Raw genomic sequence first — 20663 nt, forward strand, 5'->3', positions numbered from 1 at the left:
GGAGGGAGGTCCTCCCCTTGTGCCTCAGCCGCAGCGGATCGAGCGGATGAACTGCCGCGAATCGACCTCCACGTTCAGCCGGTCCGCGCGATAATCCATCGTCACGGGCTGGCCGGGGCGCAGCATCCGCACCGTTCGCGCGCCCGTCGCCTTGCGGGCACGTTCGATCACGCCGCCTTCGGCCACCTTGCCGACGAGATATTGTGCGCGGTCAGCCCGGCATTCGCCCTGCGGGCGCGGCGGTCGCGAATGTCCCGGACGGTCGTGATGATCGTCCATGCAGCCGCTCAGCAACAATGCGCCCACGCCGATGAGTGCCAGGCCCTTCACGCGCATGCTTTCCTCCTGCGTTTCAGGCGGCCGCTTTCGGTTGCTTCACCGTGCCGGGCGCGCCTTCCCCGAAATAGGTGGAAACTTCCGAGGAGTCATAATGTTCCACAGGCGGAATGTTCATGGCGGCGCGCGCCTCGTTCAGGCTCAGCCCGAACAGCGGCTCATATTTCGCGGTGAACAGCGGCCTGGCGACCCGGCCGATCTGGATGCCGCGCTCCACGAAGTCCGAAAGGGTGGCGTAGGCGGCCGGATAATGGAGCTGCACGCGGGTGAACATCGGCATGATCAGCAGCATGTTGAGCGAGACCATCTCGCCGGCCAGCTCCGGCGACATGTTGCGGTTCCAATTCTCGATCCGCATCCAGAAGGGCACGACCTCCGCCATGGCATCGAAGCCGACGCCGCCCAATATATGTTCGAAATCATGGGTCTGCGCCGACCGCAGCTCGAAATATTCGAGGTCCGTGGCCGGCCGCCAGTCGGGATCGACGCGCAGGCGTGGATCGAGCGCGATGTCGAGATCGCCCGCCACGAGATAGTCGTGGAATATCCGGCCCAGCGTGCCTTTGGGATAGTCGGCCAGGTCTTCGCGGGTGAAGGTGGAGATGAAGCGTTCCTCCATGAACGCATCGAATTCCGCGTTGCGCTTGCGCTCCTCGGCCAGCAGCCGGTTGATCTCGCCGGTATCGCGCACCTCCCAATAAGCGCGGACGATATTGGTGCTGTCCCACCCCACGCGCCGGTCGCGGCCGTTGCGGCGAAGCATCGCGGTGGTCATCGCGTCGCCCAGCCGGGGATTGTTGAGGTAGCGCGAGGAACTGACGAGAACGCTGCTTTCCGTCGGCATGTCGATCACGCCGAGACGCGAAAAATCATCCATGGTCCGTCTCCGTTGTCGCGCGCATCTCTCGCGGCCGGGGCCGGCGTGCGCAGTCGAAACGGAGTGTGCCCGCGCCCGCGCGGGGCGCCAAGCGCAAAATGAAGGGCGTTCACTCGCCGCGGTGTCTTATTCCGGCGGCGTCACCTCGGACATCACCATGCGGCCCTTGCGCACGCTGAACGCCATCCGGCCTTCGACCAGCGCCAGCGCATCCTTGCCGAACAGGTCGTAACGCCACCCTTCCAGCAGCGCGAGGCCCTCGCGCTGGCCGGCGGCGATCGCCTCCAGCTCGTCCGATCGGGCGATCAGGCGCGGCGCCACATCGGATTCGCGCGAACGCACCTTCAGCAGCAGCTTCAGCAGATCGGCCACCAGCGCGCCTTCCTTGCCCAGGCCGGGCTTGCGGTCCTCGCGCGGGGGCATCTCGTCGTCGGACAGCGGCGTCGCCGCCTCGATCGCGCCGATCAGCCGGCCGCCAATGTCGTTGCTGGCCCAGCTTGGCGAAAGGCCGCGCACCTTGGCCAGGTCCGCCTGCGATTTGGGGGGGTGGGCGGCGATATCGGCCAGCGTCTCATCCTTGGCGATGCGGCCGCGCGGCAGGTTCTTGCCCTGCGCCTCGCGCTCGCGCCACGCCGCCAGCGCCTTCAACCGGCCCAGCACATCGGCCTTGCGGCTGGGCACGCGGATGCGCGTCCAGGCCTGCTCGGGCAGATTTTCATAATTGGCGGGATCGCCCAGCCGCTCCATCTCCTGATCCAGCCACTGGCCACGGCCGGTCTTGCGCAGCCGGTTCAGCATCTTCGGGAAGATTTCGACGAGATGGGTCACGTCGCCGATCGCATAATCGATCTGGCGCTTGTCGAGCGGGCGGCGGCCCCAGTCCGTGAAGCGGGCGCCCTTGTCGAGCTTGATGCCGAGAATCGATTCGACGAGGTTCGAATAGCCGACCTGTTCCCCCATGCCGAGCGCCATGGCGGCGACCTGCGTATCGAACAGCGGGTGCGGCGTCTTGCCCGTCAGGTTGTAGACGATCTCGAGGTCCTGGCCGCCGGCGTGGAAGACCTTCAGCACGTCCTCATTATCGACCAGAAGATCAAGAAGTGGTTTCAGATCAAGGCCTTTGGCCTTGGGATCGATGGCGGCGGCTTCCTTGTCGTCGGCGATCTGGATCAGGCACAGATCGGGCCAGTAGGTGTTCTCCCGCATGAATTCCGTATCGACCGCCACGAACGGCGATTGGGCAAGGCGAGCGACGAGGGCGGCGAGCGTGGCGCTATCTGTAATCAGCGGATGAATCTGCATGAGTGGTGCATAGCCCGGTATCGCGGCTTGACAAGGCGCGCATGCACGCGCGAAGCGCGGGCCACGCGAATAATTCCAAAAAGTCGAAAGAACCCGATGCACGCTTACCGCTCGCATAACTGCGCCCAACTGCGCGCCGCCGATGAAGGCGCCACGGTCCGTCTCTCGGGCTGGGTCCACCGCAAGCGCGATCATGGCGGCGTGCTCTTCGTCGATCTGCGCGACCATTACGGCCTCACGCAGATCGTGGCGGACGGCGATTCCCCGGCTTTCGCCACGCTGGACGCGGTGCGCGTCGAATCGGTGATCACCATCACCGGCAACGTCAAGCTGCGCGCCGAAGGCACCACCAATCCCAACCTCGCCACCGGCGAGATCGAGGTCTATGCCCGCGAGGCGACCGTCCAGTCGGCCGCGGCGGAACTGCCGCTGCCGGTGGCCGGCGAGGCCGAATATCCGGAGGATATCCGCCTGCGCTATCGCTATCTCGATCTGCGCCGCGATCGCCTGCACAAGAATATCGTCCTGCGCTCCAACGTCATCGCCTCGCTGCGCCGGCGGATGATCGACCAGGGCTTCACCGAATTCCAGACGCCGATCCTGACGGCCTCGTCGCCCGAGGGCGCGCGCGACTATCTCGTCCCCAGCCGCGTCCATCCCGGCAAATTCTACGCGCTCCCGCAGGCGCCGCAGATGTTCAAGCAGCTGCTGATGGTCGCCGGCTTCGACCGCTATTTCCAGATCGCGCCCTGTTTCCGCGACGAGGATGCCCGCGCCGATCGTTCGCCGGGCGAGTTCTACCAGCTCGATTTCGAGATGAGCTACGTCACCCAGGAGGATGTGTTCGCCGCGATCGAACCCGTGCTTCATGGCGTGTTCGAGGAGTTCGCCGATTTCGAAGGCAAGGGCCGCACCGTTTCGCCGCTGCCGTTCCGCCGCATTCCCTACAGGGAATCGATGCTGAAATATGGCAACGACAAGCCGGACCTGCGCAATCCGATCCTGATTTCGGACGTGTCGGGCTATTTCGAAGGTTCGGGCTTCGGCCGCTTCGCCTCGATCGTCGAGGCGGGCGATGTCGTCCGCGCCATCCCGGCACCGAATACGGCGGACAAGAGCCGCAAATTCTTCGACGACATGAACGCCTGGGCGCAGTCGGAAGGCTTTGCCGGCCTCGGCTATGCCACCCGCAAGGGCGGCGAATGGGGCGGCCCGATCGCCAAGAATCATGGCGAAGAGGGCATGAACGCTATGGCCGACGCGCTGGGCCTCGGCCCGGACGACGGCCTGTTCTTCGCCGCCGGCAAGGAAGCGCAGGCCGCCAAGCTCGCCGGCCTCGCCCGCACGCGGGTGGGCGAGCAATTGGGCCTGATCGATGCCAGCCGCTTCGAATTCTGCTGGATCGTCGATTTCCCGATGTTCGAATATGACGAGGACGCGAAGAAGATCGATTTCAGCCACAACCCCTTCTCGATGCCGCAGGGCGAGCTGGAGGCGCTGGAAACGAAGGACCCGCTCGATATCCTCGCTTATCAGTATGATATCGTCTGCAACGGCGTGGAATTGTCGTCCGGCGCGATCCGGAACCACAAGCCGGAGATCATGTACAAGGCGTTCGAGATCGCCGGCTACAGCCGCGAGGATGTGGACACCAATTTCGCCGGCATGATCAACGCCTTCAAATATGGCGCGCCGCCGCACGGCGGATCGGCGCCGGGCGTGGACCGCATCGTCATGCTGCTGGCGGACGAGCCGAACATCCGCGAGGTGATCGTCTTCCCGATGACGCAGAAGGCGGAGGACCTGATGATGCAGGCGCCCGCGCCCGCGACGATGAAGCAGCTGCGCGAGCTCAACATCCGCGTCGTCGAGCCTTCGAAGGGCTGACCGTCCCGCAGCGGGGCAAGGGGCGCGCCGCCGAGCGGCTTGACTTGGCGGCACCCTTTGCCCACGCCTTTCCCTTCCCGCAGGCGTGAGGGGAAAGCGTATGGCGATCGATCTTTCGGACTACGAAAAGGGCGAAAAGTTCGACGGCGACTATGATAAGGCGCTGGAAAGCGTGCAGGAGCGGCTTGCGCGCGTGCAGGTCGCCCATATCATCCACGGCCGGCGCAGCGTCGTCATGTTCGAAGGGTGGGACGCGGCCGGCAAGGGGGGCATCATCCAGCGCCTCACCGCCAAATGGGACCCCCGCCATTTCGAGGTCTGGCCGATCTCCGCGCCCACCGAGGAGGAGAAGGCCCGCCATTTCCTCTGGCGCTTCTGGAAACGCCTGCCGGGCCAGGGCGAGATCGGCGTGTTCGATCGCAGCTGGTATGGCCGGGTGCTGGTGGAGCGCGTCGAGAATTTCGCCACCGAAAAGCAGTGGCGCCGCGCCTATGACGAGATCAACGAGTTCGAGGCGCAGCAGAAGGAAGATGGCACGCCCATCATCAAGCTGTTCCTCCACATCACCCAGGATACCCAGGACGAACGCCTCAAGGAACGCCTCCTCCATCCGTGGAAGCGGTGGAAGACCGGGCGCGAGGATTTTCGCAACCGTTCACGCCGGCCGGAATATCTGACGGCGATGCACGAGATGTTCGAGCATACCGACACGCGCTGGGCACCGTGGCACGTGATCGACGGCAACAACAAGAAGGCGGCCCGCATCGCGGCGCTCAACCTGATCGCCGAAAAGCTGGAAAAGGCCGTGCCGATGAAGCCGCCGCCGCCGCCGCCGGAACTGGTGGCGATCGCCCGCACGGCATTCGGCGTCGATTTCGAGATGGAATGACGGAAGGCCGCGGGGGGCCTCAGCCCGCCGGCGGATAGCTGATCGCCAGCACTTCCCATTCCTTGGGACCGGCGGGGAGCTGGACGCTGCGCACGTCGCCGACGGCCGCCCCCTTGAGCGCACGGGCGAAGGGGGAGCGCCAGCTTATCCGGCCCTGGCCGGCATCGGCCTCATCCTCGCCGATCAGGGTGACGATACGCTCCTTGTCGTCCTCGTCCACCAGCGTCACCGTGGCGCCGAACCACACCCGGTCGCGATCGGCCTGGGCGGCCGGATCGATCACCTTGGCCGCCTTCATCCGGCGCGAGAGGAAGCCCAGCTCCCGATCGATCTCGCGCAGTTTCTTGCGGCCGTAGATATAGTCGCCATTCTCGGACCGGTCGCCATTGCCCGCCGCCCAGGAAATGGTTTCGACGAGCTTCGGCCGCTCGATGGCGAAAAGCTGGTCATAGCGTTCGCGCAGGGCCCTCAGCCCGGCGGGGGTGATATAGTTCGGGCGGTCGTTCATGTGCCCGCCGATATCAGCCCGGCGTCGATTTGCCGAGATAGACCGACAGCTTGTTGCGCGCCGGCATGCGGGCATATTGCGGGTTCATGGCGGAATAGACGACGGCGTTTTCCAGCACGCGCTGCACATAGCCGCGCGTTTCGCTGAGCGGGATCGCTTCGATCCATTCGACGACATCGATGCCGCTCATCCGGGGATCGCCGTTAGTTTTCAGCCACTTGTTAACATTTCCTGGGCCGGCGTTGTAACTCGCCACCGCCAGCACGTGGCTGCCGCCATAATAATCGAGCAAGCGCTGGAAGAAGCTGGAGCCCAGCATGATGTTGTAGGACGGGTCCTTGACCAGCCGGTCATAATCATAGGGCAGGCCCATCTTGCCCGCCTGCTCGCGCGCGGTGCCCGGCATCAGCTGCATCAGCCCGCGCGCGCCGGCATGGCTCACGGCCTCGCGGTCGAACTGGCTCTCCTGCCGGGTGATGGCATGGATCATCACCCAATTGTTCCGCTCGGTCGGCGGCACGGCGATCTGGGGGAAGCCGGTGGGCACGAAATCGCTGACGCCGGTGTTGCGGGCGTTGCGGGCCACCATCACCCCCAGGTCGGGCCGCCCGATCTCGCGCGACAATTCGGCCGAAAGGGCGTGATCCGCATCGGATTTCGCGTCCTGGGCTATCGCGCGCAGGAACTGGCTCTGGTCGCGCCACGATCCCAGCTCGCCCAATATGCGCGCGGCCCGCACGATCGACCGTTGCGCAAAGCTCGTGCGCTCGGCGGGGGTTATGGTGATGGGGTCGACATGGGGCGTCTCCACCGTCCGGCCCAGCCGTTCGGCGGCAAGCTGGCCGTAGAACTGGTCCGCATGCGATGCCGCCTCGGTGAAGTAGCGGTTGGCCGCCGTGGGATCGCCCGCCGCCAGCGCGGCACGGCCGGCCCAGTAGAGCCCCTTGGTCTGCGTGCCGGGCGACTGCGCGGCGGCGGCGTAGCGGCTGAAGAGCGTCACGGCGTCGGCGGGGCGGTTCATCTTCTTGAGCGCGGTCATCCCGCCAAGCCAGACGAGGTCGGTATATTTGTCCCGCTCGCCAAAGGGGCGGTCGCGGATCACGGTGCCGGGGGCGAAGGCGCCGTCCGCCTGCTGGGCCATGCCCAGCGCGTAGCTGGTCTGGTTGTCGTTGGCCGCGCCGCGCGCGTTCGTCACCAGCACGTCCAGCCATTTTTCGGCATCGAGCGGCGGGCTGGCGAAGCTGCGCCGCTGCGCCAGCCAGGACCGCGCGTTCACGCTCTGGCCGTTGTCGCGCAGCCAGCGGGCGCGATCGGCGACGAAACCGGGATCGCTGTTGCCGGTCGTGGCGAACACCATCGCCTTGTCGGCGGCGTCGGCCCGGTTGGTCTGCATGGCCAGCCGGGCATCGAACAGCGCCTGCCGCACCGGCGACGTGCGGGCCATCTGGCGCTGGGCGGCGGTCGTCTGCCGGTTCCACAGCAGCCGTTCCATCCGGAGATCCTGGTCCGCCTGGGTAAGTTGTCCGCCGAAGCGGGCGATCAGGCGCTGTTCTTCCGCGTCGCTCAGCGATCCGCCGGTCCAGGCCGCGCGCGCCGCGGCAACGGCGTCGGCCGACCGGCCGATCGCGGCCAGCGCCTCGGCCTGGCGCAGCCGGCCGCTGTTGGTCAAGGGCGGGAAGCGATCGAAGAATCGCGCGACGTCCGCCGGCGCGCCGGGCAGCGTCTCCAGCTGGCGTTCGGCCGTCCGGCGCATCGCCGATTCGCCGGGCCAGCCGGGGAAGGCGATCAGAAAGCTCGCATATTCGGAAAAGGGCAGGCTGTCCGTCTGGCGCAGGCGGCTCCAGCGGACCACCCCTTCGGCCACGGGATCGGCGGCCACGCCGGCGGCCGGAATCCCGCTGGCGGCCGACAGCCCCAGCCGCCCGCGATACCAGTCCCGCTGCTCCGTGGTCAGCGTCGCGGCGCCGGCCACCGACGCCATAAGCACACCCAGGCTCAAAACGCGCTTCAACATGCTGGACATGATGTGGCTGGCATCCTTATCAGCCGCTGAACATAACCGGCCCATATCGCGCACTATGCCGCGCCCTGGGCTTCAGGTGAAGGGAGTGCATGATGTTCAGCGGGTCGATTCCGGCTCTCGTGACGCCGTTTCGCAACGGGCGGTTCGACGAGGCGGCCTTCCGCGCCTTCGTCGATTTCCAGATCGAGAACGGTTCGTCCGCGCTCGTGCCCTGCGGCACGACGGGCGAAAGCGCCACCATGTCGATCGACGAGCATAATCATGTCGTCGCGGTGTGCATCGATCAGGCGGCCGGCCGCGTGCCGGTGATCGCGGGCTGCGGATCGAACGACACCAAGGTCGCGCTGGAACATATGCAGCATGCCAAGGCGGCCGGCGCCGCCGCCGGGCTGGTCGTGCTGCCTTATTACAACCGTCCCAACCAGGATGGGCTGATCGCGCATTACACCTACCTCGCCGAAAATTGCGATCTGCCGATCATCCTCTACAACGTGCCCGCGCGCACCGTGACGGATATCACCGTGGATACCATGGCGACGCTCGCCCGGCTTCCCACCATCGTCGGCATCAAGGATGCCAGCGGCAAGGTGGAGCGGGTGGCCGCCCAGCGGCTCGCCTGCGGGGCGGATTTCTGCCAGCTTTCCGGCAATGACGATATGGCGCTGGGCTTCATGGCGATGGGCGGCGTCGGCTGCATCTCCGTCACGGCCAATGTCGCGCCCCGGCTGTGCGCCGATTTCCAGGCCGCCTGCCTTTCCGGCGACTGGAAGGGGGCGCTGGCGCTTCAGGACCGGCTGTTCCCGCTGCACAGCGCTCTGTTCACCGATGCTTCACCCGGCCCCGTCAAATATGCGCTCAGCCGTACCCGCCCGGATTTCCCCGTGGAATTGCGCCTGCCGATGACCTGGCCGTCGGAAGCGAGCCGCAAGGCGGTGGATGCGGCGCTCGCCCATGCGGGGCTGGTGTAACAGCTACCGTCCCCCATATGGGCGCATGACGCGATTCTGCGCCCAAGAAAGCAAGAGATGGCCCGCCCCAAGCCCGCAACCTTTGAAAAAGTGAAGACGGTCGCCGAAAACCGGCGGGCGCGGTATGAATATTTCCTGGAGGAATTCTTCGAGGCGGGCATCGCGCTGACCGGCACCGAGGTGAAGTCGCTGCGGTTCGGCGAGGGATCGATCGCTGAAAGCTATGCCGAGGTGAGGGACGGGCAGGCCTGGCTCATCAATTCCAACATTCCGGAATTCAGCCACGGCAACCGTTTCAATCACGAGCCGAAACGGCCGCGCAAGCTGCTGCTGCACGAACGAGAGATCGAAAAGATGCGCAACGCCGTCTCCCGCGAGGGGATGACGCTGATTCCGCTGTCCATCTATTTCAATCCGCGCGGCCGGGCGAAGGTGGAACTCGCGCTCGCCAAGGGCAAGAAATTGCACGACAAGCGGGAGACGGAAAAGTCGCGGGACTGGAAACGCGAACAGCAGCGCCTGCTGCGCGACCGGGGTTAGGCGCGATGTTCGAGAGAATGCGCGCCTGGTCGGAGCGCAACATGCCCACGCGCGAGACGTTCGAGCGGATCGGCTGGCTGCGGCCGATCGCGCACCGCATCCTGCTGCCCGAACTGTGGCGCTTCCACCGCCGCTCGGTGCCGCGCGGCGTGGCGCTGGGCGTGCTGGTCGGCGTGCTCATCCCCGTGGCGCAGACGGTGTTCGCCGCGATCTTTGCCTTGCCGTCGCGCGCGAACGTGCCGGTGGCGGCGCTCACCACCTTCATCACCAATCCGTTCACCACCCCCGCCATCTGGGCCTTCTCGATCTGGATCGGCCGGATGATGCTGGGCCATCATGGCGGCGATCCGGCTGTCGTCGAAGGCGTGAACAAGGCGATGGGCTGGAGCGAATGGCTGCTGCGCGACGTCGGCCCGGCGCTCGGCCTCGGGCTGGTCGTCGTGGCGGTCGTCGGCGCGGTGCTCGGCTATCTGGTCGCCTCCATCACCTGGCGGATGTGGATCGCCCACAAGTGGCGGCACCGCCGGCATGAGCGCCAGCGTAACGATTGAGCCCTGCCGGTCGCGGCATCGGATGGATCGCCGCCGCCGCGCTTGACGGGCCGCGCCTTGCCGGAGGATGAAACAGGATCATGGCAACCGCCTTTCCGTCCCTCCCGGTCCAGGCTTCCGAACGCGGCGATCGCGCGATCCTGCTGGGCGTGGCGGGCCTCGGCCTCGGCACGGCGCTGCTGCTGCTCTGGCTGCTCGGCGATGCGCTGGCGGCCGGCGTCTTTCTCCTCGTATTCCTCGCGGCCGGCGGGCTCATCCTGCTGCTCGGCCGGCACCGGTCCGGCCTGGCCGACGCGGCGACCATGGGCGATATTGGCCTGCTCAATGCCGCCATCGGCGATTCGTCCGAAGCGGTCGCGATCACCGACAGGTCCGGGCGGCTGATCTGCGCCAACCGCACCTTCGGCGAATGGTTTCCCGGCCTGCCGGCGCCGCCGGGGCTCGCGATCGGCGATCATGGCGACGATCGTCTGGCGGAGGCCGGCCGGTCGGCATGGCGCGACGGCTGGGCCGAGGTCGAGGGGCTGGCGACCGGGCGTGGACGGCTTTCCGCCACCGCGCTGCGGGCGGGCACGGCGCAGGACCATCTCGTCTGGCGGCTGCGGCGGATGCGCGGCGGCCAGCTGGTCGATGAAACCCGCAGGCTGGTGGAAGGCGAGGGGGGGCAGCGCCTAGGCGCGGCCGGGATGATGGCGGCCATCGCCGATGGCGGCGGCCGGCTCGTCGCCGCCAACCGGGTATTCCTCCAGCGCGCGCTGGGCAATGAGGAAGCCGGCATCCACGCGCTTGCCGATCTTTTCGACGACAGCGGCGGCGATGTGATCCGTTTCCGCCATGAAGGGGATGAGGCCACCCCGTTGCGGGTGGTGCAGGTGCCGCTGGACGACGGCGTCGGCGAAAGCCCCACCCTGTTCCTGTTGCTCGACGATGCCGGCGCGCTCCGGCCGGCGGCCGATGCCGCCTCCGATCATGTCGAAGCCCTGCTGGCGATGCTGCCGCTGGGCCTTGCGCTGGCGGAGCGCGACGGCCGCATCCTCTTCATGAACGATGCCTTCCGGCGCGCGGCGGGGCTGCCGCAGGGGCAGCCGGTGCTCTATCCCAGCGATCTCGTGGTGAAGGAGGACAAGGCCGCCGTCGCCGATGCGGTGCGCCGTTTCGCCGCGGGCCAGCGCATGTCCGGCGACATCGCCGTCCGTCTCCGCTATCGCGCGGACGAGGCGGTGGCGCTCACCATCGCCGGCGCGCGCGGGCTGGGCGAGGCGGCGGTGCTGCTGAGCCTCAAGGACAATAGCGAGGAATCGCGCCTCAAGAACCAGGTGGCGCAGGCGACGAAGATGCAGGCCGTGGGCCAGCTCGCCGGCGGCGTCGCGCATGATTTCAACAATATCCTGACCGCCATCATCGGCCATTGCGATCTGATGCTGCTGCGCCACCGGCCGGGCGAGAGCGATTATGACGATATCCAGCAGATCCGCCAGAATTCGAACCGTGCCGCCGGCCTGACCCGCCAGCTCCTCGCTTTCTCCCGCCAGCAGACGCTGCGTCCGCAGGTGCTGCAACTGCCGGACGTCATTTCGGAAATTTCCAATCTCATCAAGCGGCTGCTGGGCGAGCGGGTCCGCCTCGTCGTCAAGCATGGCCGCAATCTCGGTCAGGTCCGCGCCGATCCGGGCCAGCTCGAACAGGTCATCGTCAACCTGGCGGTGAACGCGCGCGATGCGATGCCGGATGGCGGCACGCTGACGGTGCAGACCTATGGCGTCACCGCCGCGGAGGTGCGCCGCCTCAACAGCGATATCCTGCCGGTCGCCGATTATACCGCGCTCAGCGTCTCCGACACGGGCACCGGCATTCCGGCGGAACTGCTGGGCAAGATATTCGAACCCTTCTTCACCACCAAGGAAGTGGGCAAGGGCACCGGCCTCGGCCTGTCCACCGTCTACGGCATCGTCAAGCAATCGGGCGGGTTCATCTTCGCCGATTCCAAGCCCGGTGTCGGCACCAGCTTCGTCATCTATCTACCCGTCCATCGCGCGGACCCCATGCTGGATGCGCCGCCCCCGCCCAAGAAGCCGCGCCAGGGCGAATTGTGGGGAACGGGGACGATCCTGCTGGTCGAGGACGAGGATATGGTCCGCGCCGTGGCCGAACGCGCGCTCACCCGCCAGGGCTACAAGGTGTTGACCGCTGCCAATGGCGAGGAGGCGCTGGAAGTGCTGCAGGGCATGGCGGCCGATGGCGGGGAGACGATCGACCTGCTCGTATCCGACGTGGTGATGCCCACCATGGACGGGCCGACGCTCGTCCGCCATGCGCGCGAGATGTTCCCCAGGCTGCCGATCCTGTTCATGTCCGGCTATGCCGAGGAGCAGCTTCGCCGTTCGATCGATCTCGATCGGGTGGCCTTCCTGGCCAAGCCCTTTTCGGTCCAGCAACTGGCCGAGGCGGCGCGCGATGCGCTGGGCGCCGAGGGGACGGCGGCTTCCTGAGCGGGCGGCGAAGCGGTTTGCCGCATCGGCGAACGGAGGGCGCGGCAGGCACTGGTCGGCGCCTTGTTGTCATTGTATGACCATCGAAATGAACCAGACCCTCCGTATCTTGGTCGTCGAGGATGAACCGCTGATCGCGATGGTCCTCGAAGACTATCTGGAAAGTCTCGGTCATGAGGTGGCCGGCGCCGTCGATTCGGTCGAAGGCGCGCTGGCCATGGTCGCCGGCGGCGATTTCGATGCCGCGATCCTCGATGTCCACCTGCGGGGCGGCGAGGCGAGCTGGCCGGTTGCCGATGCCCTGGTGGCCGCGTCCAAGCCGTTCCTGCTGGCGACGGGCGGCCATGTCGAGCCGCCGCCGGGCCGGCATGCCCAGGCGCCCGTGCTCATCAAGCCCTTCACCATGGACGGGGTGCGCCTGGGGCTGGACGGGATAGCCGCTACCGCCTGACCGTTCGTTCCCCTCTTGTTCTCATGGAACAATCCGTGTACGAAGCTGCCTGTTGAACCGCGCCGATGCGCGATCTACGAGGGGAGCTGACCGGATGGCCGCACAGTTGAAGCTCATCGGTTCCGAAAAGGAAAAGGCCGATATGGATAGGCAGAAAGCCCTCGAAGCCGCTCTCGCGCAGATCGATCGCGCGTTCGGCAAGGGCTCCGCGATGAAGTTGGGAAGCCGCGAGAAGATCGAGATCGAGGCGATCTCGACCGGATCGCTGGGGTTGGATATCGCGCTCGGCATCGGCGGCCTGCCGCGCGGGCGCATCATCGAGATCTTCGGCCCGGAAAGCTCGGGCAAGACGACGCTGGCGCTGCATGCCATTGCCGAGGCGCAGAAGGCCGGCGGCACCGCCGCCTTCGTGGATGCGGAACATGCGCTCGACCCCGTCTACGCCCGCAAGCTGGGCGTGGACATTGACGAGCTGATCGTGTCGCAGCCCGACACGGGCGAGCAGGCGCTGGAGATCACCGACACGCTCATCCGGTCGAACGCGATCGACGTGCTTGTGGTGGACTCGGTGGCCGCGCTGGTGCCGCGCGCGGAAATCGAAGGCGAGATGGGCGACAGCCATGTCGGCCTGCAGGCCCGGCTGATGAGCCAGGCGCTGCGCAAGATCACCGGATCGATCAGCCGGTCGCGCTGCCTGGTGATCTTCATCAACCAGATCCGCATGAAGATCGGCGTGATGTACGGCAACCCGGAGACCACGACGGGCGGCAATGCGCTGAAATTCTATGCGTCGGTTCGCCTCGACATCCGCCGCACCGGCCAGATCAAGGATCGCGACGATATCGTCGGCAACGCGACCCGCGTGAAGGTGGTGAAGAACAAGGTCGCCCCGCCGTTCAAGCAGGTCGAATTCGACATCATGTATGGCGAGGGCGTTTCCAAGGTAGGCGAAATCCTCGACCTTGGCGTCAAGGCCGGGATCGTCGAGAAGTCCGGCGCCTGGTTCAGCTATGATTCGATCCGCATCGGCCAGGGCCGCGAAAATGCGAAGACCTATCTTCGCGAGAATCCCGAGGTCGCCGAGCGCTTGGAAAGGGCGATCCGCGGCAATTCGGCGGACGTGGCCGAAGCGCTGATGTCCGGGCCTGAACCTGACGACGATCTCTGAGGGAACCGGCTTCGGAAAACTGAAGGGGCGGCTGCGACCAAGGTTGCGGCCGCCTTTTTCCTTGCCCGTGAAGGAGGCATCCGGGAAGGAGGCGAGGGCGATCCGCCGCGGCCCGGCAGCAGGGAAGGGCCGCGCGGCACCATCCGATTGACGTTGACGTGAGCGTAAACTAGCATGGCGGCATGCCTGTTCATGCCACGATCGACACGCCCGACGCGCAGAATCGCGAATCCTATACGATCTCGGACCTGTCCGAGGAGTTCGGGGTCACGGCGCGCGCGCTGCGTTTCTATGAGGATGAAGGCCTGATCGCGCCCGAGCGCGTCGGGCTGGCCAGGGTTTATTCGAAGCGGGATCGCGCCCGCCTCGCCTGGATATTGCGGGGCAAGCGCGTGGGTTTCAGCCTTGCCGAGATACGCGAGATGATCGATCTCTACGATCTCGACGATGGCCGCGCCACGCAGCGCCATGTCACGGTGGAGAAGTGCGAGGCGCGCATAGAAGCGCTGCGGCGCCAGCGCGAGGACATCGACGCCGCGATCGCCGAACTGATGGATTTCGTGGAACTGGTGAACAGCGCGCAGGATGATCCGAAGCGCGTAGAGGCGGCCGAGCGGGAAGCCCGCCGCCTGGCCGAAAGCAAGCGCGCCCGGAACACCGGAAACGACGCCTGAGAGCAAGAGCAGGAGCCTGCAATGCCAATCTATTCCGCGCCGGTGCGCGATACCCGCTATGTGTTCGACGCCATCATCGGCCTCGACCGCTATTCCAATCTTCCCGGTTTCGAAGCCGCCTCGCCAGACATGGTCGAGGCGGTCCTCACCGAGGGCGCGAAATTCTGCGAGGAAGTGCTCTTCCCCCTCAACCAGGTGGGGGACCACGAAGGGTGCACCCGCCATCCGGATGGGAGCGTGACGACGCCCACCGGCTTCAAGGCGGCTTATGACGCCTTCCGCGAGGCGGGGTGGCCGACGCTTTCGGGGCCGACCGAATTTGGCGGGCAGGGCATGCCCCATGTCGTCGCGACGGCCTTCGAGGAATATCTGATCAGCGCCAACATGGCCTTCGCCATGTATAACGGCCTCACCATGGGCGCCACGGCGGCGATCCTCGCCAAGGGTTCGGACGAGCAGAAGGCGCTCTACACGCCGAAGATGATCTCCGGCGAATGGGGCGGCACCATGAACCTGACGGAGCCGCATTGCGGCACCGATCTGGGGCTGATCCGCACCAAGGCCGAGCCGAAGGGCGACGGCACCTATGCCATCACCGGCACCAAGATCTTCATTTCCTCGGGCGAGCATGACCTGACGGAGAACATCATCCACCTGGTGCTGGCCAAGGTGACGGGCGCGCCGGACAATGTGAAGGGCATCAGCCTGTTCATCGTCCCCAAGTTCATGGTGGGCGCGGACGGATCGATCGGCGATCGCAACGCCGTGTCGTGCGGCTCCATCGAGGAGAAGATGGGAATCCACGGCAATTCCACCTGCGTCATGAACTATGACGGCGCCACCGGCTTCCTCGTGGGTGAGGAGAATAAGGGCCTTGCGGCGATGTTCATCATGATGAACGCCGCGCGCCTGGGCGTGGGCCTGCAGGGCCTGTCCGTGGGCGAGGTCGCCTATCAGAATGCCGTGCAATATGCGAAGGATCGCCGGCAGGGACGCGCGCTCACCGGCCCGAAGGAGCCGGACCAGAAGGCCGATCCGCTGTTCGTGCACCCCGACGTCCGCCGCATGCTGATGGAAAGCAAGGCCTGCCTGGAAGGCGCCCGCGCGCTGTGCCTGTGGGGCGGCCTTCAGGTCGATCTCGCCCACCATGCGGCGACCGAGGAGGAACGGCAGCAGGCCGATGACCTGATCTCGCTGCTGACGCCGGTCATCAAGGGCTATGTGACCGACCTGGGTTACGACATCGCCACCAAATCCCAGCAGGTCTATGGCGGCCACGGCTACATCCGCGAATGGGGGATGGAGCAATATGTGCGCGATGCCCGCATCTCGCAGATCTATGAGGGCACGAACGGCGTGCAGGCCATGGATCTGGTGGGCCGCAAGCTGCCGATGAACGGCGGCCGGGCGATGATGGCGCTGCTGGCCCTGATCGGCGAGGAGATCGCCCAGGGCAAGGCGACGCCGGAAACGGCCGATCTCGCGGGCAGGCTGGAAAAGGCGGTGGGCGAATTGCAGGCGGCCAGCATGTGGCTGATGCAGAACGGCCTCGCCAATCCCGACAATGCCGGCGCCGCGGCCTATAGCTATATGACGCTGCTGGGGATCGTGTCGCTCGGCTGGATGTGGCTGAAGATGGCCCGCGCCTCGACGGCCGCGATCGCGGCCGGGGACGGCGGCGACCGCGCCTTCCACGAAGCCAAGCTCGTCACCGCGCGCTTCTTCGCGGAACGCATCCTGCCGGATGCGGGCGCGCTGCGCCGCAAGATCGAAAGCGGCGCCGAAAGCATGATGACGCTTCCCGTCGAAGCCTTCTGATCCCGATCGCCCCCGGCCCGTTTTCGTCATCGGGCCGGGGGCGAGACTTCGGTCCCGAAATGTCGGGGGCCTGCGATCGGTGCCTTGCCCCGCCGGCGCCAGCGGCTACACACGCAGGGCCCGGTATCCGCCGGCGTGGGACGGAGAGTAGGATATGGCGACACGCCCGGGGCGGGACCTTACGCAGGGGCCGATCGCCCGCACGCTGCTGCTGTTCGCGCTGCCGACGCTCGGGTCCAGCATCCTCCAGTCGCTGAACGGATCGATCAACGCCATCTGGGTCGGCCAGTTTCTGGGCGAGGCCGCGCTGGCGGCGACGGCCAATGCCAACCTCGTCATGTTCCTGATGTTCTCGGCCGTGTTCGGGTTCGGCATGGCCGCGACGATCCTGATCGGGCAGCGCATCGGCGCGCACGACGTGGATGGCGCGCGGCGCGTGATCGGCACGACCATCGGCATGTTCGCCGTGGCGGCATCGCTGGTCGCGCTGGCCGGATGGCTGTGGGCGCCGTCCCTGCTCCACCTGCTGGCCACGCCGCCGGAGGTATTCGGCCTCGCGCTGGCCTATCTGCGCATCATCTTCCTCGGCCTGCCGCCCAGCATGATCGTGGTGCTGATCACCATGGGCCTGCGCGGATCGGGCGATTCGCTGACGCCGCTGTGGTTCATGATCCTGTCGGCAGTGATCGACGTCATACTCAACCCGGTGCTGATCCTGGGGCTGGGGCCGGCCCCTCAACTCGGCATCCGGGGATCGGCGGCGGCCACCCTCATCGCCAATATCGTCGGCCTTCTCGCGCTGGTCGCTTATATCTACCGGCGCGATCTGCCGCTGCGGTTGCGCGGGCGGGAGATCGGCTATCTCCTGCCCGACCTTCGCCTTCTGAAAACGATCGTGTTCAAGGGTGTGCCGATGGGCCTGCAGATGCTGGTCGTATCGGTTTCGGCGCTGGCAATGATCGGGCTGGTCAATCGGGAAGGGGCGGCGGTGACGGCTGCTTATGGCGCGGCCAACCAGCTCTGGACCTATATCCAGATGCCGGCGATGGCGCTGGGCGCGGCGGTGAGCGCCATGGCAGCCCAGAATATCGGCGCGAACCGCTGGGATCGGGTGAGCCAGGTCACCCGCGCAGGCATCGGCATGAACGTGCTGATGACGGGATCGGCCGTGCTGCTGCTGCTGCTCGCCATCGATCGCCACGCCCTGTCGCTGTTCCTGGGGAATGACGGGCATGCCATGGCGATTGCCCGGCACATGAACCTGATCGTCAGCTGGGGTTTCATCCTGTTCGGCATCACATCGGTGCTGTCGGCCGTGGTGCGGGCGAACGGCGCGGTGATGGTGCCCCTCCTGATCCTGGTCATCGCCTTCTTCCCGGTCCGGCTGGGGCTGGCCGCCAGCTTCCAGCCGCGGATCGGCGCGGACGCGATCTGGTGGAGCTACAACGCCGGTTCGCTCACCACGCTGGTATTGACGATCGCCTATTTCCGGTTCGGCGGATGGCGCGCGCTGCGGATGATGCCGCCGACCGATCCGATCGAGGCGGAGGAGATGGTGATTTCCAGCACCGATCCGGCCGGCCGCGCCCAGCCGAACGGCTGACGGGATCAGGCCCGCAGCCGCTCGATCGCCTGGGCCAGCGCCACGTAGAGCTTGCCCATGTCGGAGGACAGCAAAGTCACGCTCAGCGGCGCGCCGTCGCGCTGGGCGAGCACCCGGCGCAGCATCGCCTCGAAATCGTGGACGTAGCGGTTCACCTGCTCCCGGAACTCCGGCTCTTCCTCATAATGCCGGACGATTTCCTTGCTCTCGGCCGTGTCGAGCAGCCGCACGGCGCGGCGGGTGAAGATGCTGCGATCGCCCTTCAGATAGGATGTCCAGGCGCTGTCGGTCACGTCGTTGGACAGGATCTTGGCGATGTCGATCGCGGTGGAGTTCAGCGATTCCACCAGCAGGGCCGCGCGGCGGGAGAAGCTTTCCTCGTCCGCCTCGGCCACCTGCGCCTGAACCTCGTCGATCCGCGCATCCACGGCGGCGGCGGTATCGCGGATGGCGAGAAGCTGTTGCTGCAGCCGCTCGTTGGCCGATGTCGCGGCGGAAACGGCGCGGTCGGCGGCCGTGGCTACCTCCTCCAATTGCGTGCCGAGCGCCTCGCGCATCGCCTTCTCGATCGCGTCGCGGGCGGCGGCGCCCAGATCGGTCGCGGCGGAAGGAATGACGGTGCCGATGGTCTCGCGGGCATGGTCCGCCGCCTGAACGGCCGTCTCCCGCACGCGGAGCAGCGCTTCGACGAGCTGCGGCCCGGCCTTTTCGGCAAGCTGCTTCGCGCTGTCCTCGGCCTGGGCCAGGCTTGCCTGCAACTCCTCCGAACGGGTGCGGACTTCGGCCAGCCGGTCGCCGGCGATGCGATGCATATCCTCGATCACCGCGCGCTGATCCGCCAGCGACTGGCCGGCATCGGCGATGCCGCCGGTGGCGAGGGCGAGGGCGCGTTCCAGCGCGCTTGCCTCGGGCAGCAGCGCCGTGATCGCGGCATGGCTGCGCCCGGCCTGAGCCTCGATTCCGGCAAGCGCGGCGGGAATGTCGCTGCCGATGCCGGCGGTGCTCGCATCCAGCGCGGATTTGAGCGCCGCCGCGCGCTCGACGAGGGCCTCCGTCGCCGGGGCGGCGGTGGCGAGCCGATCGGCCAGGCCTTCGCTTTGCTCGCGCAGCCGGCCGACTGCTTCGGTCAGGGCCTGGACGGCATCATTGCCCTTGCCGGACAGCCCGGCGAACCGGGCCTCGATCTCGTCGAGCGACCGGGCGATGGCGTCGATCGCGGCCTGGCTTTCGGCATTGCGGGTGGCGAAGCCGCCGGCAAGGGAATCGATCCGGCTGCCCATATCCTCGATCCGCGCGGCGAGCGCGTTCGCCGCTTCGGCCATGCGCGCATCGATCCGGGCGCCTTGCTCGTCGATCCGGGCGATCTGCTCCGCAAGCTGCCGCGCCGCGCCCGATGCCGCCTGGTCGGCCTTCTCGCTCTGCGTCTCCAGCGCCGCAAGCTGGGCCTGCAGAGCATTCACCCTGCCGCCGGCCTCGCCCGCCGTCTCGCGCAGGCGATCGGAAATGCCGCGAACCTGCTCGTCCATGCGGGGCAGATCGTCGATCAGCACGCCCAGATCGCTGCGGGCGATTTCGGCGGCGGTTTCCAGATTGTCCGATTCCGCCCGCAATATCCTGGTCTCGCGCCCCATGGCGGCCGCGATCTCGCTCAGGCGAAGCGCGGTATCGTCGCCCAGCGACATCAGCTGCTGGGCCTGATCCGCCAAATCCTTCCGGCTTTCGGATATCCGGTCGGCCAGCCGGCCGATCACGCTTTCCAGAAGCGCGGACTCGGCCCGCATCGCCTGGGCCGTCTGGCCGAACCGGGCGGCTTCCTTCCGGCTGGAGCGCTGCAGGACGATGAAGATCACGCCCAGCAGGGCCAACGGCCCGCTCGCGAGCGAGATGAGCGCCGTCGCGCGGGTGAGGGGCGATCCATCCGCCTCGACGGAGGTGCCGACCGCCACGATCCAGATCGCCGCCGCCACGAGCAGGACGGCTGCCGTCACGCGGCCCTGCCAGGACGAGGCGGGCTCGATCGCGGGTTCTGCCTCCGGTTCCGGCGCCTGGGGGGCGACCGCGACGCTTTGGGGCGGGGCCTCGACGGCCGTGGCGGCGTCTTCACGATTGCGCGAAATGGCTTCGAGCAGCGCGCGGTGCTCGCGCCATTGGTCGGTGGATCGGACCCCCTGGTTCATGATCTTTGTTTATCAGCTTTCGGGCGTGGCGAAAGGGCCGAGAGCACGGCGATGGCATGCAACGCCCTGTTAAGGCGTTCATGCGAGACTGGCGCCCATGAAATATGATCCGCGCGCCCTTGAAGCCACGCTTTCCGCCGCCGTGGGAGACGATGCCATGCTGGCCGCGGAGCTGCGCCAGGCCTTTCTTTCCGGCGCGCGCGGCCATGCCGATGCGATGGGCCGCACGGCGGACGTGGCGGAATGGCGGGCGTCGGCGATGCGCCTCCAGGGGCTCGCGGCCAGCTTCGGCGCGTTCGAGCTGATGGACCTGGCCGAAAAGGCGACGCAGGATACGCCCGGAAACACCGTGCTTTCCCGCGCCATCGACGCGGTTATCGGCGGCCTCGCATCCTGAAGCCC

Annotated in this window: 18 protein-coding genes; 12 read left to right on the plus strand and 6 right to left on the minus strand. The window is 66.9% G+C overall.

Going from position 1 to position 20663, the window contains the following annotated elements:
- Positions 1 to 24: 24 nt before the first annotated feature.
- The 3 genes from G432_RS18155 to rnd form a co-directional block, all read right to left on the minus strand.
- Positions 25 to 336: an I78 family peptidase inhibitor gene (locus G432_RS18155; protein ID WP_015460282.1), complete on the minus strand. Its 312-nt coding sequence runs from the start codon at positions 334 to 336 to the stop codon at positions 25 to 27.
- A gap of 16 nt (positions 337 to 352) precedes the next feature.
- The gene (locus G432_RS18160) at positions 353 to 1213 is read right to left on the minus strand and encodes a Coq4 family protein (RefSeq protein WP_015460283.1); all 861 of its coding nucleotides are present in this window, start codon (positions 1211 to 1213) and stop codon (positions 353 to 355) included.
- A gap of 126 nt (positions 1214 to 1339) precedes the next feature.
- Positions 1340 to 2515, minus strand: a complete 1176-nt coding sequence (gene rnd, locus G432_RS18165; protein ID WP_015460284.1) for a ribonuclease D — start codon at positions 2513 to 2515, stop codon at positions 1340 to 1342.
- 96 nt (positions 2516 to 2611) lie between these two features.
- Between rnd and aspS the strand changes: the two genes are divergently transcribed.
- Positions 2612 to 4402 (plus strand): aspartate--tRNA ligase, encoded by a 1791-nt coding sequence (aspS, locus tag G432_RS18170; protein ID WP_015460285.1) that lies wholly within the window; start codon positions 2612 to 2614, stop codon positions 4400 to 4402.
- A gap of 100 nt (positions 4403 to 4502) precedes the next feature.
- Positions 4503 to 5291 carry a polyphosphate kinase 2 family protein gene (locus tag G432_RS18175; protein ID WP_015460286.1) on the plus strand — a complete coding sequence of 263 codons (789 nt, stop codon included), beginning with the start codon at positions 4503 to 4505 and terminating at the stop codon, positions 5289 to 5291.
- 19 nt (positions 5292 to 5310) lie between these two features.
- Here G432_RS18175 and greB read toward each other — a convergent pair whose 3' ends face one another.
- Positions 5311 to 5799, minus strand: coding sequence for a transcription elongation factor GreB (greB, locus tag G432_RS18180; protein WP_015460287.1), 489 nt, complete (start codon positions 5797 to 5799; stop codon positions 5311 to 5313).
- 13 nt (positions 5800 to 5812) lie between these two features.
- Positions 5813 to 7822, minus strand: coding sequence for a lytic transglycosylase domain-containing protein (locus G432_RS18185; RefSeq protein WP_015460288.1), 2010 nt, complete (start codon positions 7820 to 7822; stop codon positions 5813 to 5815).
- 92 nt (positions 7823 to 7914) lie between these two features.
- On the opposite strand from G432_RS18185, the gene dapA reads away from it, so the two are divergent.
- From dapA to G432_RS18230, 9 genes are all read left to right on the plus strand, one after another.
- Positions 7915 to 8790 (plus strand): 4-hydroxy-tetrahydrodipicolinate synthase, encoded by an 876-nt coding sequence (gene dapA / locus G432_RS18190; protein WP_015460289.1) that lies wholly within the window; start codon positions 7915 to 7917, stop codon positions 8788 to 8790.
- Between the two features lie 57 nt (positions 8791 to 8847).
- Complete coding sequence (gene smpB, locus G432_RS18195) at positions 8848 to 9330, plus strand: SsrA-binding protein SmpB (RefSeq protein ID WP_015460290.1); 483 nt, start codon at positions 8848 to 8850, stop codon at positions 9328 to 9330.
- Positions 9331 to 9335: 5 nt separating this feature from the next.
- The gene (locus G432_RS18200; RefSeq protein WP_015460291.1) at positions 9336 to 9881 is read left to right on the plus strand and encodes a DUF2062 domain-containing protein; all 546 of its coding nucleotides are present in this window, start codon (positions 9336 to 9338) and stop codon (positions 9879 to 9881) included.
- Positions 9882 to 9961: 80 nt separating this feature from the next.
- A complete protein-coding gene (locus G432_RS18205) occupies positions 9962 to 12370 on the plus strand; it encodes an ATP-binding protein (RefSeq protein WP_015460292.1) in 2409 nt (802 codons plus the stop codon).
- An 88-nt stretch (positions 12371 to 12458) separates the two neighbouring features.
- Positions 12459 to 12821 carry a response regulator gene (locus G432_RS18210; RefSeq protein ID WP_015460293.1) on the plus strand — a complete coding sequence of 121 codons (363 nt, stop codon included), beginning with the start codon at positions 12459 to 12461 and terminating at the stop codon, positions 12819 to 12821.
- A 94-nt stretch (positions 12822 to 12915) separates the two neighbouring features.
- Positions 12916 to 13989 carry a recombinase RecA gene (gene recA, locus G432_RS18215; RefSeq protein WP_015460294.1) on the plus strand — a complete coding sequence of 358 codons (1074 nt, stop codon included), beginning with the start codon at positions 12916 to 12918 and terminating at the stop codon, positions 13987 to 13989.
- A gap of 182 nt (positions 13990 to 14171) precedes the next feature.
- A complete protein-coding gene (locus G432_RS18220) occupies positions 14172 to 14663 on the plus strand; it encodes a MerR family transcriptional regulator (RefSeq protein ID WP_015460295.1) in 492 nt (163 codons plus the stop codon).
- A 21-nt stretch (positions 14664 to 14684) separates the two neighbouring features.
- Positions 14685 to 16481, plus strand: a complete 1797-nt coding sequence (locus G432_RS18225) for an acyl-CoA dehydrogenase C-terminal domain-containing protein (RefSeq protein ID WP_015460296.1) — start codon at positions 14685 to 14687, stop codon at positions 16479 to 16481.
- Positions 16482 to 16635: 154 nt separating this feature from the next.
- Positions 16636 to 18084 carry an MATE family efflux transporter gene (locus G432_RS18230; protein WP_015460297.1) on the plus strand — a complete coding sequence of 483 codons (1449 nt, stop codon included), beginning with the start codon at positions 16636 to 16638 and terminating at the stop codon, positions 18082 to 18084.
- A 5-nt stretch (positions 18085 to 18089) separates the two neighbouring features.
- On the opposite strand, the gene G432_RS18235 is transcribed toward G432_RS18230, so the two are convergent.
- On the minus strand, positions 18090 to 20261 hold the full coding sequence (locus G432_RS18235; protein ID WP_015460298.1) for a hypothetical protein: 2172 nt from the start codon (positions 20259 to 20261) through the stop codon (positions 18090 to 18092).
- 97 nt (positions 20262 to 20358) lie between these two features.
- On the opposite strand from G432_RS18235, the gene G432_RS18240 reads away from it, so the two are divergent.
- The gene (locus G432_RS18240; protein WP_015460299.1) at positions 20359 to 20658 is read left to right on the plus strand and encodes a hypothetical protein; all 300 of its coding nucleotides are present in this window, start codon (positions 20359 to 20361) and stop codon (positions 20656 to 20658) included.
- Positions 20659 to 20663: the final 5 nt, after the last annotated feature.

The organism is Sphingomonas sp. MM-1 (genome assembly GCF_000347675.2).
Lineage (GTDB): Bacteria > Pseudomonadota > Alphaproteobacteria > Sphingomonadales > Sphingomonadaceae > Sphingomonas_E > Sphingomonas_E fennica.